A 12,948-nucleotide genomic window follows, 5' to 3' on the forward strand; every position below is an offset into this window, starting at 1 on the left:
AGTCTCCCCGGCCGACTCGGAGAAGGTTCGTCGCCATGAGCGATTTCAACAACGGCTACGCCCGCCCGCTTCCGCAGACGGCCGACATGTCGGTCGACGCCGGCCTGCGCAGCTTCATGCTGGGCGTCTACAACAAGCTGGCCCTGGGCCTCGTTGTCGCGGCGGCCCTGGCCTATGTCACCGGCAATGTGCCGGCGGTGCAGCAACTGCTGTTCGGCGTGACGCCGGACGGCCGCGTCGGCCTGACGGTCCTGGGCATGGCGGTCCAGTTCTCGCCCCTGGTTCTGCTGTTCGGCTCGATGTTCTTCATGAAGAACCCGACGGCCAAGGGGGTGAACCTGCTCTATTGGGCCGTTGTCGCCTCGATCGGCGCGGGCCTGGGCATTCTGTTCCTGCGCTATACGGGCGCCTCGCTGGCCTCGACCTTCCTGGTCACGGCGGCGGCCTTCGGCGGTCTGAGCCTAGTGGGCTACACCACCAAGAAAGACCTGTCGGGCATGGGCACCTTCCTGATCATGGGCGTGATCGGCCTGATCATCGCCATGATCGTCAACATGTTCCTGCAATCCGGGACCTTCTATCTGATCATCTCGGGCCTGGGCGTGCTGATCTTCGCGGGCCTCATCGCCTATGACACCCAGCGTCTGAAGATGACCTATTACGCCCTGGGCGGCGACCAGAACGCCATGGGCGTGGCCACGGGCTTCGGCGCGCTGAGCCTGTTCATCAACTTCGTGAACCTGTTCCAGTTCCTGCTGGCCTTCATGGGCGGCAACCGGAACTGAGATTGGTCGCAAGACGGATGCGGAAAGGGCCCCTCGCGGGGCCCTTTTTTGGTCAGTCCACCACCTGAAACTTCCGCCCGTCGAACACTTTGAGCGCCTGGGCCAGGTCGCGGCCGCGTTTCAGGATCTGGCCGCCCTCCCCGATGACGGCCCACTGGCCCTGGCGGGTCTGGAGCGCCGGGCGTTTTTCGATGCGGTACAGGGGGGCGTCGCCCGAGCGGCGGAAGACGGCGAATTCGGCGAAGTCCTTGTGGCCCACCATGGCGTAGTCGCGCCAGTCGCCCAGGGCCACCATCCGGCCGTAGACCCGAAGGATCAGGTCCAACTCGCGCCGTTCGAAGAAGACCGGGCCGGCCTGTGGAGATGGGGGCGGCGGCTCGTGCGGGGTCAGGCTCATGATCTGAACTTAGGCGCATCGGCGCGGGACGCCAGAGGGGGTGGAAAAAGCGCTTCAGACACCAAATGGCCCCGTTTCGGTCCTTCGCCCGCCCGTTTGGGCGGCGAAATAACGATCATCGGCTCGTCGGAGTTCGGAAGCGTCCGGATCCTGAACAGCCCCCCCAGCCCCCTGGATGTTTCCAACAAGGGCTCCGGCGGCCGATGCTTCCTCCAAGCGAGCGCCCGCCCTGCCGATCCCCTCCCCCTCCCAGGCAAGGCGGGCGTTTCGCTGTCCGGAGCCCGGCCGGCGCCGCTCAGGCGGGCGTCTTCTCCTCAGCCGTCTTCTCCCGGGGCGTCTTCTCCAATGTGATCGTTTGGGTGTCGCCGCCGCGCCGCACCTCCAGGGCGACGGAGCCGGCTGCGGCCTCCAGCGCCCGAGCCGCCGCGCGGATGTCCGCCGTCGCAACGCCGTCGATGGCGAGGACCAGGTCGCCGGCCAGCAGTCCGGCCTGGGCGGCGGGCGTGCCGGCCTCGACGGCCGAAACCTGAACCTCGCCCTCCATGTCCCGCAGGGTGGCGCCATAGGCCAGGACGCGATCCGCGCCGACCTGGACCGGGGCCTCGACCGGCGGCTCGACGGCGAGGGCGGTCGTGGCCTCGCGCCCTCCGCGCAGATAGACGACGCTCAGGCTGGAGCCCGGCGCGGCGACGCCGACGGTGGCGTTGATGGAGCCGGCGTTGGCGACCGGTCGTCCCTGGAGGCGCAGGATGACGTCATCCTCGCGCAGGCCCGCGCGTTCGGCGGGCGAGCCGGGGGCCACGTCGGCCACCACGGCGCCGCGCACGATGCCCAGCCGCATGCGGCGCGCCTGCTCGGGCGTCAGGGAGGCGAAGATGGCTCCGGTCTCGCCGCGCTTGACCTCGCCCTGGGTGCGCAGCTGGTCGGCGACATAGAGCATGATGCGGGTGGGCACGGCGAAGGCGATGCCGTCATTGCCCCCGCCCATGCCGCCCGACAGGATGGCGGTGTTGATGCCGATCAGCCGGCCCCGGCTGTCCAGCAGCGGCCCGCCCGAATTGCCCGAGTTCACGGCCGCATCGGTCTGGATATAGTCCTCCACCGCATCGCCCAGGCCCGATCGGTTCAGACCCGAGATCACCCCCATGGTCAGGGTCTGGTCCAGGCCCAGGGGGTAGCCGACGGCGAAGGCCAGGTCGCCGGTCCGCAGGGTGTCGGAATCCACCGTCTGCACCTGTTTCAGGTTCAGCGGCCGCCCGTCGGGCGTGATCCGCAGCACGGCGATGTCGGTGGCCTTGTCCGCCCCGACCAGGACGGCGTCGAACAGCCGGCCGTCGATCAGATCGACGGTGAATTTCCGCCCGTTCTCGACCACATGGTTGTTGGTGATCACCAGGCCCTGGGCCGCGTCGATGACGACGCCGGAGCCGGAGGCGTAGGGTTTGGGATCGTCCGCATCGGAACTGGGGCCGCGCGACTGGCCCAGGGTCGTCACCTTGACCACGGCCGGCAGCGAGCTTTCCAGACCTGCGGCGAAGCTGAAGACGCCGCGGCGCGCGTCATAGGGCAGGACGGTGGGCGCCGACTGGGCCAGGACGGGGCCGGCGGCGGCCAAAAGGGCGGTCGCGACAGTCAGGGAGGCGGCGGCCGAAAAGCGAAGCGTCATGGAATGTCCCTTGATCGAGCCCCGACCTTAGCCCGACTTGATCAAACTGACGATGGGCGCCGTCCCGATCGAAGGCCGTCGCGTCGGATCCGCGAAACAGGGCTTGCGCGGCGACCGTTCCCGCGTGACCATCGTCGGGCGAACACCGGGAGCCGCCGCATGAGCCAGACGACGATCGACCGCGCCCGCCGGTGCTCGACGCCGTTCGACCGTCTGTTCCGCGATCATCCGCGCGAGGTGGGCGAGACCTATTTCCAGCACATGGCCGCCTCGGGCGGTTTCGGTTTCCGCCTGCTGCGGCTGGCGGGCGCCGCCTTCGCCCACGCCCTGGTTCCGGGCGTGCACAAGACCACCGTCTCCACCGCCATCCGGGGCATGGCCCAGGAGATGGGCGGCCGGGCGGAGGAGGCGAAACAGAGCCGGATGCGCGACGCCGGGGTCTGGGACGTGGGGCTTTAGGGCGCTCCGACCGGCCCGGTCATGCAATTGCCGGGGTTTGTGCTATAGAGGCGGGCTAAACCGCATCCAGGATCGCCGCCTTGAGCATTACGCTCGATCTTTCCCGTGTCTCGAACGCGCCCGCTGTGAAGGCCCCCGTCAACCTGTCCGGTCTGACGCGGGCCGGCCTGCGCCAGGCCCTGATCGATGCGGGCGTCTGCCCGCCTGAAAAGGCCAAGATGCGCGCCAGCCAGGTGTGGAGCTGGATCCACCACTACGGCGTCACCGACTTCGCGGCCATGTCGAACGTCGCCAAGGACATGCAGGCCAGGCTGGCCGAGCATTTCACCCTGACCCGGCCCGAGATCGTGGAACGCCAGGTGTCCAAGGACGGCACGCGCAAATGGCTGATCCGCACCGCCCCGGGCATCGAGATCGAGACGGTCTACATCCCCGACGTGGGCCGGGCCGGAGCGCTTTGCGTGTCCAGCCAAGTCGGCTGCACCCTGAACTGCACCTTCTGCCACACCGGAACCCAGAAGCTGGTCCGCAACCTGACCGCCGCCGAGATCGTGGCCCAGGTCCAGGTGGCCCGCGACGACCTGGAGGAATGGCCGTCGCCCAAGGAAGACCGCCGCCTGTCCAACATCGTCTTCATGGGCATGGGCGAGCCGCTCTATAATCTCGACAACGTCTCGGACGCGATCGACATCATCTCGGACAACGAGGGGATCGCCATTTCGCGGCGGCGGATCACCGTCTCGACCTCGGGCGTCGTGCCGATGATCCCCGAGCTGGGCGAGCGGACCGGGACCATGCTGGCCATCAGCCTGCACGCCACCAACGACCCGCTGCGCGACGTCCTGGTGCCGCTGAACAAGAAATATCCGCTGGACCAGCTGATGGCCGCCATCCGCGCCTATCCGGGCCTGGGCAACGCCAAGCGGGTGACGTTCGAATATGTCATGCTGAAGGGCGTCAACGACAGCCCCGAGGAGGCGCGCGCCCTGGTCAAGCTGATCCAGGGCATACCGGCCAAGGTTAACCTGATCCCTTTCAACCCCTGGCCCGGCACGGACTATCAGTGCTCGGACTGGAAGACGATCGAGGCCTTCGCCGCCATCCTGAACCGCGCCGGCTACGCCAGCCCCATCCGCACCCCCCGCGGCCGCGACATCCTGGCCGCCTGCGGCCAGCTGAAGTCCGAAAGCGAGAAGCTGCGGGCGAGCGCAATCAGGAAGGCGGAGCAGGCGGCGGCGTGAGCGGCCTGTAACTACGCCTCCAAATGATCCATCCGGCCAGCCCGCCTGGGATCGCCAACAGTGGGGCGGCTAATTCCGTGCCCGGGGCAAGAAGCCGAAAGACGATTGCGCCCGCGATAACGCTTTCGATTGCGGCCGTAATCGAGAAGGCGCCTACGCTGGTTCGGCCTGAATTATGCAGAATCCACCAAGTTGGAATTCCGACGACGATCAGGCCAACAAGATAGACCGGGAAAGAGATTATGAAGCCGTAGAGGGCTGCGAGCAGCCCGAACAGAAGTCCCCCGCCCAGGGCGTTGCCCAAGCCAGTTTCGCCGGGCGAAACGATTATGCTGATCCACATTCCTATGGCCGACATTCCAGCTGTGGTGCTTGCGGCAAGGACGTTTGCAATGATGAGCGTACCAAGCCGATCCGACATCGACTTGATCATATCTTAGCCACAACTCTGTTTAGAGGTCTCGGACCCATGCTTTCCGGCGTCCGCACATCCCAGGCCAGACCCAGCCGTTCCAGCAATTGAATGAACCGGAACCCCCAGTCGCTCTGGCCCGGGTAGAGGCCGATCTTCGCCGAGCCGGGATAGGCGTGGTGGTTGTTGTGCCAGGCCTCGCCCATGGTGGGGATGGCGGCCCAGGGGACGTCATGGGCCTGGACGCCCGCCTCGCGCACCAGCCAGGTTTGCGGACCGCGACGGTGGGCCAGATGGCCGACGAACCAGTGGCCGATGACGCTGGCCGAGACCCGGGCGCAGACGCCCCAGACCACGAAACCCCAGCCGCCCATCAGCCACAGCGCCGCCGCGACAGGAAGCTGTTGCAGCATCCAGGTCCGTTCCAGGAACCGATAGAAGGGATCGCGGCCGATCCGGCCCAGCTCGAACTGGGGCGGCCGTTCCAGCACCAGCCGGCAGTGCATCTGCCACCAGGCGTCGACCGCCATCGGCCGCCGGTGCGCCAGATAGTCGTGACAGTCGGTCTGGCGCTGGGCCCAGTCGCGGATGTCGTGGGTGCGGATCATCCAGAAGGGGCCGCTCATGCCGACCAGGGTCCCGAACCAGGCCAAGACGCGCTCCAGCCACAGCGGGCAATCGAAGCTGCCGTGGATCAGCCGACGGTGAAATCCGACCGAATGGCCCAGCAGAAGCGTCGTCCCTGTCACGACGACGAAGACTGCGACAGCGGCGAGGCTGAAGGTCTTGGCGCCGAAGATCAGGGCGGCGGCCAACATGGCGCCGTTCCACAGCGAGTGACGCGGGTCCCAGACGACACGGCCTTCGATCGGGCTGCAGCCGGGCGTCTCGACGAGACTGTTCACGGCGCAGGGATCAGCGTGGTCCATGTCGGCCTCCCTTCGTAGGTAATTAGGCAATCACTTAAACATTGAAATGACCCGCTGGCAAGCGCTTAGCAAATCGCTTAAATACCGCCCATGCAACGCGTGTTCGAAGCCCTTTCCAGTCCCGTCCGCCGCAAGATCTTGGCCTATCTGGCCCACGCGGACCTGACCGCCGGGGAGATTGCGGCCAAGTTCGAGATCTCCAAGCCGGCGGTGTCCCAACACCTGTCGGTGCTCGAGGTCGCGGGTCTGGTGACCAGCGAGAAGAAGGGCCAGTACGTCCATTACAGCTTGGCGCCGGACCAGTTGACCAACACCCTGAACGGCTATGTCCAGGAGGTGTGCCCGGTCGCCAAGCCGTTGAAACGCGAGAGCGCGGCCCTGGCCAAGGCGCGCGCGAACAAGCCGGATGACGCAGGCCTGTAATCTTTCGTCACAAGGTGTTGCTTCGCCGCGCTTGCGGATTGGGGCGGCAATCGGGCAAGGCGTAGAGACATGGACCCCTCACTGACGAACGTCCTGTCGAGCGCCGAGGTGCAGGCTTTCGCCTCGGGCTTTCCGGTCATGGTCACGCACCTGATCGTGACCCTGCTGCTGCTGGCGGCGGGGGCGACGGTCTACGCCCTGCTGACGCCGTGGAAGGAGATCGCCCTGATCCGCGAGGGCAATCCGGCGGCGGCGGTGGCCTTCGCGGGAATTCTGGTGGGTCTGGCCATTCCGCTGGCGGTGTCCCTGTCGGTCTCGACCTCGGTGCGGGACGTGGCCATCTGGGGCGTGGCGACCCTGGTGCTGCAGCTGCTGGCCTTCCGGATCGTCGACCTGATGCTGCACGGCCTGCCGCAGCGGATCAAGGACGGCGAGGTTGCGGCCTCGGTGGTCCTGGTGGGGGCCAAGCTGGCGACCGCCCTGATCCTGTCGGCCGCCCTGACCGGCTGAGCGGCGAACGGATCGCGTCATGCAATTCCCCCGCCTGCCGGACTGGGCCATCTACGGAGCGGTGGCGGGCGTGCTGCTGGCGGTGTCGCTGGGCCGGCGCGAAAACGCCGACGCCCCGCCCGCCCCGCCGCCGCCCGACGAGATCGAGGGCGCCCTGCTGGGCCCCATCACCCCCTTCGACACAGCCGTCACCCTGGACGCGCCGGACACGCCCTTTACGCCGAAATCCGGCACCGCCTTTTCGATCGCCGGGCGCGGTCGCTGGGTCACGGCCCGCCATGTGGTGGAGGGCTGTCGTCGGCCGGCCCTGGTGGTGGGCGGCGGCCGGGCGGTGGCGGCCGACGTGCGCCTGGCCCCCCGGGCCGACGTGGCCCTGCTGCTCACCGAAGGCGGGCCGCCCGCCCTGCCGGTCGCGGTCCAGGCCCCGCTGCGCAAGGGCCAGCGCGCCTTTCACCCCGGCTTTCCCCAGGGGCGGGCGGGCGAGGTGACCTCGCGCCTGCTGGGGCGCGAGACCCTGAAGGTGTTCGGACGCGGCGCCCATGACGAACCGGTTCTGGCCTGGGCCGAGGTCGGGCGCACCGACGGGCTGGAGGGGACCCTGTCGGGACTGTCGGGCGCGCCGGTGATGGACGGGCGCGGGCGGGTGCTGGGCGTCACCATCGCCGAGGCGCCGCGCCGGGGCCGGATCTACACCACGGCCCCTGAATCCTTCGCCCCCGCCATTCGCGGCGAACAGCGGGCGGACGAGGCGGCGCTGGGCGAGCCGGTGACCATCGACAACTACGGCCGGGTCGCGGATGCGCTGAGGCGCGATCTGCGGGTGGCGCAGGTGGTGTGTCTGTCGGTTTGAGGCTTTCGTCTCCTCCCCATGAAATGGGGAGGGGGACCGCGCGAAGCGTGGGGGAGGGGTTGTCAACGCCGCACCGACCGTAATGATGCGGAAAGAACCCTCCGTCACGACGCGAAGAGCGTCGCGCCACCTCCCCGCAGAGCGGGGAGGAGACATGATGACTGCGCCTACTTCAGCGAACCGCTGTTGAGGTTCAGTTCGCTCGCCTCGATGACCTCCAGGTTCGGGTGTTTGGCCCGCAGGGCGTCGAGGAACAGCGACCCGTCGCCGACGATCACCAGGCTGGCGCGATTGACCGGCAGGTGTTCGGCGAAGGCGGCCTGGACCTGTTCGGGGGTGACGGCGCGGACGCGGCCGGCGTAGTCGGCCAGATCGCTCATCGGCAGGTCGTAGAGGGCCAGGTTGGCGACCAGGGCGCCCAGGCCGTCGACCGTCTCCAGCGAGCGGCCGAAGCCGCCGATCAGGGTGGCCCGGCGCGGCGCCAGGTCGGCCTGGGTCGGGGTTTCCGCGCCCAGTTTGGCGATCTCGGCCAGGATCAGATCGGCCACCTCATCGGCGGTCTCGTTCTTGGTCTGGGTCGAGGCGGTGAACAGGCCCGCATCGGCGCGCGCGCCCAGGGAGGAGCCGGCGCCGTAGGACAGGCCGCGCTTGATGCGGATCTCCTGGTTCAGCCGCGACGAGAAGCCCCCGCCCAGCAGGGTGTTGCCCAGGGTGAGCGGGAAATAGTCGGCGTCGGTGCGCGACACGCCGCGAATGGCGGCGACGACCGCAGCCTGACCCGCGCCCGGTTGGTTCACCACGACGATGCGCGGGGCCAGGGCCTGACCGGCCGGGTTGGCGACAGGCGCGGCCGCCTGTCCCTCCGGACGCCAGTCGCCGAACGCCTGCTGCGCCAGGGCGCGGGCGGCGGCGGGGGTGATGTCGCCCGAGAAGACCAGGGTGGCGTCCGAGGGGCGATAGCGGGCGGCGTGGAAGGCGGCGACGTCCGCCGGGGTGATGACGGGCACCGACTGGACCGTGCCCGAGCCCGGCGCCCCATAGGGGGCGTCGCCATAGACGACCCGGCCCACGGCCTGGCCGGCGATCGAGCCCGGCTGGCTGAGGGCGACGCGAAGATTGTCCAGGGTCTGGGCCTGCTGGCGCTCAAGCTCCTCGGCGGCGAAGGTCGGGTTCTTCACCAGATCGGCCATCAGGGCGACCGTCGCGGGGAAGGCGTTGGCCGGGGCGTTGGCGTAGACATTGGTGAAGTCCACCCCGGCGCCCGCGCCGATCGAGGCGCCCAGCTGTTCGATCTCGGTGGCGATCTCGGGCGCCGACTTGGTCTTGGTGCCCTGGGTCAGAAGGGCGGCGGTCATCGCGGCGATTCCGGCCTTGCCCGCCGGGTCGTCGGACGAGCCGGCGTCGAAGCTGAGGCGGGCCGAGACCAGAGGCACGCCGTCGGTCGGGGCCACCAGGACGCGCAGGCCGTTGTCCAGGCGGAAGTCGGCGACGGCGGGGGTGGCCGGGGCCACTTCCGCGCCGGGCTGCGGCAGGGGCGTGCGCTGGGCTTCCGGCAGCAGGACCGCCGGGGTTCCGGCCGGGGCCAGATCGGCGACCTTGACCGGAGCATCCACGTTCATCTTCTGCACCGAAGGCGGGTTCTGTTCGTCGGCGGGCAGATAGCGGATCGTCGACTGGCGCTGGGGCGTCAGATATTTGCGGGCGACGCGCTGGACGTCGGCGACGGTGACGGCCTGGATCTGGGCGATCTCGCGGTCGGCGGCGGCGGCGTCGCCGGTGTTGATCAGGGCGAAGCCCAGCGCCGAGGCGCGGTCGTCCACCGTCTCGCGATTGCGCAGGGCGTCGGCGACGATCTCGTTCTTGGCCTCGGTCAGTTCGGCGGCGGTGACGGGGGCGTCGCGCAGCTTGGCGATCTCGGCGTTCAGGGCGGCGATCCCTTCGTCCGCCGTATGACCCTGGGCCATGATGGCCAGGGCGGTCAGATTGCCGGCCTGCTGGGCGAAGTCGGGGGTCGAGCCGATCTGGGCGGCGATCTGCTGATCATAGACCAGGGAACGATACAGGCGGCTCGATTCACCGGTGGACAGTATGCCGTCCAGCACGGTCAGGGCGGCGCGGTCGGCGTCGGCGTATTTGACCGTCGGCCAGCCGATCACCACGGCGGGCAGGGGGACGTTGGGCGCATAATAGGTGACGTCGCGCGGCCCGGTCGGCTCGGGCTCGGCCACATTGTTGGTCGGCAGCGGCGTCGCCGGGTTCTTCAGCGGGACGAAATACTGATCGATCCAGCGGTCCAGCTGGGCCTGGTCGAAATTGCCGGCCACGATCAGATAGGCGTTGTCGGGCCGGTAGTAGGTGGCGTGGAAACGCAGGACGTCGTCCAGGGACGAGGCGTTCAGCTCCTCGATCGAGCCGATGCCGGGACGGCGATAGGGGCTTTCCTGATACAGGGTCTCGGGCACGAACAGGCCGAACAGACGGCCATAGGGGTTGGCCAGGATGCGCTGGCGATATTCTTCCTTCACCACGTCGCGCTCGGCGACGAAGGTCGGCTCGTCCACGACCAGGGAGCCCATCCGCTCGGCCTCGGCGAACAGCATGCGCTGGAGGTGGTTGGCGGGGACAGTCTCGAAATAGGCGGTGGTGTCGTCGGCGGTGAAGGCGTTGTTCGATCCGCCCACATCCTCGGTCAGCCGGTCGAAGGTCTCGGGCGGCAGGTTCTTGGTCGCCTTGAACATCAGATGTTCGAACAGATGGGCGAAGCCCGAGCGGCCGGCCGGATCGTCCTTGGACCCGACCTTGTACCAGACCTGAACCGTCACGTTCGAGGTGTCGGCGTCGCGGGCGGTGTAGACTTCCAGCCCGTTCGGCAGGACGCGCTTGGTGAAGCCCAGGGGCGGGACGACCACGCCCTGCTGGGCCTGGGCGGCGACAGGCGCAGGCGCGAGTGCGGCGGCCGGCGCTGCGAAGGCGGGCGCGGCGAGGCCCAGCAGCAGGGCCGAGGCGGCGACGGTGGCGGTGAGGCGAAATTTCATGCGGGTCTCCAGGCCCGGAGCGCCGGGCGATGAGACCGTATCAGCCCTCGGCTGACATGCACCTTACCGAGCTGTAATTATCGTCGTTCAAACACCTCGACGCCGATCTCGCCGTCCGGCGTCAGCCAGGCGTGTTTCATTCCCTGGCTGTTGAAAGGGGCGGCGATGTTTCCGGCGGCGTCAAGGGCGATCAGGCCGCCGTCGCCGCCCATCTGGCCGATCTCGTCGATGACGGCCTGGGTCGCATCGGCCAGCGACTGACCGGCGGCGACACGCCAGGCGACCTGGGCGGCGGCGGCGACGCGGATGAAATATTCGCCCTGGCCGGTGCAGGAGGTCGCGGCGTGGCCGTCGGCCCAGGTTCCGGCGGCGGGGATGGGGGTGTCGCCGGCGCGGCCCGGCATCTTGCCGAAGACCCCGGCGGTCGAGGTGGCGGCGGCCAGGCGGCCGGCGGCGTCCAGCACGCAAGCGCCGACGGTGCCGTGGCTGAGGGTTCCGGGCGGATGATTGTCCTCGCCCTGGCCGGCGCCCGTGTACCAGGCGGCCTCGTCGGCGACGGGCTCCAGCCCCTGATCCTGGGCGAACAGGGCCGCGCCCTCGCCCACCAGCATGACGTGGGGGGTGCGCTCCATCACGGCGCGGGCGGCGACGACAGGGTTGCGAAAGCCCTGGAGGGCGGCGACGGACCCGGCCCGTTTCGTCGATCCGTCCATCAGGCTGGCGTCCAGCTCATAGGCGCCGGCCAGATTGGGCGAGGCGCCCTTGCCGGCGACATAGAGGCCGGAATCCTCCAGCATGACGACGGCGGCCGTGGCGACGTCCAGGGCGCTTTCGCCCGCGTCCAGACGCGGCTTCATGGCCTCGACCACCTGGCGCATGTGGGCGATTTCGGCGTCATAGTTGCGTTCGCGCCGGGCGCCGGCGCCGCCGTGGAGGATGAGGGCGGTCATGTCGTCTTCCTGAGCCTGTCTCTGTCGCCTCTTTCAATCGGGCGTGGCGCTCTTTAGCGTCGGGATGAAGGCCGCGCCATGTCGGTCGAACACAAGCGGGCCTCAAGTCGCGCTAAGCGCGGTAGGCCCAAGGGAGGAATAATGCGCGCAGTTCTGTCCAAGGCCGCCGGTGGTCCCGAAACTCTCGTGGTCGAAGACGTGCTCGATCCGACACCCAAGGCGGGCGAAGTGGTCATCGAGGTCAAGGCCGTGGGGATCAACTATCCCGATACGTTGATCATCGAGGACAAATACCAGTTCCGCCCCGAACGGCCCTTTTCGCCCGGCGCTGAGGTGGCGGGCGTGGTCGAGGCGGTGGGCGAGGGCGTCAAGGGCGTGGCCAAGGGCGACCGGGTCATCGCCGTGCCCGGCTGGGGCGGGCTGGTGGAACGGCTGGCGGTCAGGGCCGAGACGGTCATTCCCATGCCCGAGGCCATGAGCTTCGAGGAGGCGGCGGCCCTGATCATGACCTACGGCACCAGCTATTACGCCCTGAAGGACCGGGCGCAGCTGAAGCCGGGCGAGACCCTGCTGGTGCTGGGCGCCGCAGGCGGCGTCGGCGCCGCCGCCGTGGAGCTGGGCAAGGCCATGGGCGCCCGCGTGGTCGCCGCCGCCTCGACCAATGACAAGGTCGAGTTCGCCCTGGCGCTGGGGGCCGACAACGGCCTGATCTATCCGACCGGGCCGATGGACAAGGCGGCGCAGAAGGAACTGTCGGGCGAGTTCAAGCTGGCGACCGGCCGCGACGGCGCGGACGTGGTTTACGACGCGGTCGGCGGCGATTACGCCGATCCGGCGCTCAGGGCCATGGACTGGAACGGGCGCTATCTGGTCGTCGGCTTCCCGGCGGGCATCCCGGCCCTGCCGCTGAACCTGACCCTGTTGAAATCGGTGTCGGTGATCGGGGTCTTCTGGGGCGCGGCCGTGGCGCGCGATCCCAAGGGCCACGCCGCCAACATGGCCGAACTGATGCAGATGTACGCCGAGGGCAAGATCAAGCCGCGCGTGTCTAAGACCTTCCCGCTGGAGAAGGCGGGGGCGGCGATCGCGGCCCTGGGCGACCGGCAGGCCCTGGGCAAGATCGTGGTGACGGTGGGGGATTAGGTTTCCTTCTCCCCTTGCGGGAGAAGGTGGCCCGAAGGGCCGGATGAGGGGTTTGAGCGAAACGGCTATGCCGGCGCGACCCCTCGCCCGACCGCGCCAGGACGACGGCTGCGCCGCCGTGCGCGGTCTCCCTCTCCCGCAGGGGGAG

General features: G+C 68.8%; 13 protein-coding genes. 7 read left to right on the forward strand and 6 right to left on the reverse strand.

Features of this window, described 5'->3' with window-relative positions:
* The first annotated feature begins 35 nt into the window (after positions 1-35).
* Positions 36-785, forward strand: a complete 750-nt coding sequence (locus tag GGQ93_RS12790; RefSeq protein ID WP_152949408.1) for a Bax inhibitor-1/YccA family protein — start codon at positions 36-38, stop codon at positions 783-785.
* Between the two features lie 52 nt (positions 786-837).
* Here the strand turns inward: GGQ93_RS12790 and GGQ93_RS12795 are convergent, their stop codons facing one another.
* Both GGQ93_RS12795 and GGQ93_RS12800 read right to left on the reverse strand, forming a co-directional pair.
* Positions 838-1,182 carry a DUF2794 domain-containing protein gene (locus GGQ93_RS12795; RefSeq protein WP_152949409.1) on the reverse strand — a complete coding sequence of 115 codons (345 nt, stop codon included), beginning with the start codon at positions 1,180-1,182 and terminating at the stop codon, positions 838-840.
* 295 nt (positions 1,183-1,477) lie between these two features.
* Positions 1,478-2,848, reverse strand: a complete 1,371-nt coding sequence (locus GGQ93_RS12800; RefSeq protein WP_183217502.1) for a trypsin-like peptidase domain-containing protein — start codon at positions 2,846-2,848, stop codon at positions 1,478-1,480.
* Between the two features lie 159 nt (positions 2,849-3,007).
* Between GGQ93_RS12800 and GGQ93_RS12805 the strand changes: the two genes are divergently transcribed.
* Both GGQ93_RS12805 and rlmN read left to right on the forward strand, forming a co-directional pair.
* Positions 3,008-3,307, forward strand: coding sequence for a DUF6356 family protein (locus tag GGQ93_RS12805; protein WP_054764610.1), 300 nt, complete (start codon positions 3,008-3,010; stop codon positions 3,305-3,307).
* Positions 3,308-3,387: 80 nt separating this feature from the next.
* Positions 3,388-4,548 carry a dual-specificity RNA methyltransferase RlmN gene (gene rlmN / locus GGQ93_RS12810; RefSeq protein ID WP_183217504.1) on the forward strand — a complete coding sequence of 387 codons (1,161 nt, stop codon included), beginning with the start codon at positions 3,388-3,390 and terminating at the stop codon, positions 4,546-4,548.
* On the opposite strand, the gene GGQ93_RS12815 is transcribed toward rlmN, so the two are convergent.
* Together GGQ93_RS12815 and GGQ93_RS12820 are read right to left on the reverse strand one after the other, a co-directional pair.
* The gene (locus GGQ93_RS12815; RefSeq protein WP_054764612.1) at positions 4,520-4,981 is read right to left on the reverse strand and encodes a hypothetical protein; all 462 of its coding nucleotides are present in this window, start codon (positions 4,979-4,981) and stop codon (positions 4,520-4,522) included. The two genes, rlmN and GGQ93_RS12815, sit on opposite strands and share 29 nt — an antisense overlap.
* Positions 4,978-5,889 carry an acyl-CoA desaturase gene (locus GGQ93_RS12820; RefSeq protein WP_054764613.1) on the reverse strand — a complete coding sequence of 304 codons (912 nt, stop codon included), beginning with the start codon at positions 5,887-5,889 and terminating at the stop codon, positions 4,978-4,980. Before GGQ93_RS12820 ends, GGQ93_RS12815 begins: the two co-directional genes overlap by 4 nt.
* A 90-nt stretch (positions 5,890-5,979) precedes the next feature.
* Between GGQ93_RS12820 and GGQ93_RS12825 the strand changes: the two genes are divergently transcribed.
* The 3 genes from GGQ93_RS12825 to GGQ93_RS12835 all read left to right on the forward strand — a co-directional run bounded on the left by GGQ93_RS12825 (position 5,980) and on the right by GGQ93_RS12835 (position 7,672).
* Positions 5,980-6,312, forward strand: a complete 333-nt coding sequence (locus tag GGQ93_RS12825) for a metalloregulator ArsR/SmtB family transcription factor (protein ID WP_054764614.1) — start codon at positions 5,980-5,982, stop codon at positions 6,310-6,312.
* 69 nt (positions 6,313-6,381) lie between these two features.
* Positions 6,382-6,822: a DUF350 domain-containing protein gene (locus tag GGQ93_RS12830; RefSeq protein ID WP_183217506.1), complete on the forward strand. Its 441-nt coding sequence runs from the start codon at positions 6,382-6,384 to the stop codon at positions 6,820-6,822.
* Positions 6,823-6,841: 19 nt separating this feature from the next.
* Positions 6,842-7,672 carry a S1 family peptidase gene (locus GGQ93_RS12835; protein ID WP_183217508.1) on the forward strand — a complete coding sequence of 277 codons (831 nt, stop codon included), beginning with the start codon at positions 6,842-6,844 and terminating at the stop codon, positions 7,670-7,672.
* 167 nt (positions 7,673-7,839) lie between these two features.
* Here the strand turns inward: GGQ93_RS12835 and GGQ93_RS12840 are convergent, their stop codons facing one another.
* Positions 7,840-10,707, reverse strand: coding sequence for a M16 family metallopeptidase (locus GGQ93_RS12840; RefSeq protein ID WP_183217510.1), 2,868 nt, complete (start codon positions 10,705-10,707; stop codon positions 7,840-7,842).
* 77 nt (positions 10,708-10,784) lie between these two features.
* Positions 10,785-11,657, reverse strand: a complete 873-nt coding sequence (locus tag GGQ93_RS12845) for an isoaspartyl peptidase/L-asparaginase family protein (protein WP_183217512.1) — start codon at positions 11,655-11,657, stop codon at positions 10,785-10,787.
* 141 nt (positions 11,658-11,798) lie between these two features.
* Between GGQ93_RS12845 and GGQ93_RS12850 the strand changes: the two genes are divergently transcribed.
* Positions 11,799-12,800: an NADPH:quinone oxidoreductase family protein gene (locus tag GGQ93_RS12850; protein WP_183217514.1), complete on the forward strand. Its 1,002-nt coding sequence runs from the start codon at positions 11,799-11,801 to the stop codon at positions 12,798-12,800.
* Positions 12,801-12,948: the final 148 nt, after the last annotated feature.

Source organism: Brevundimonas aurantiaca, from assembly GCF_014199955.1.
GTDB lineage: Bacteria > Pseudomonadota > Alphaproteobacteria > Caulobacterales > Caulobacteraceae > Brevundimonas > Brevundimonas aurantiaca.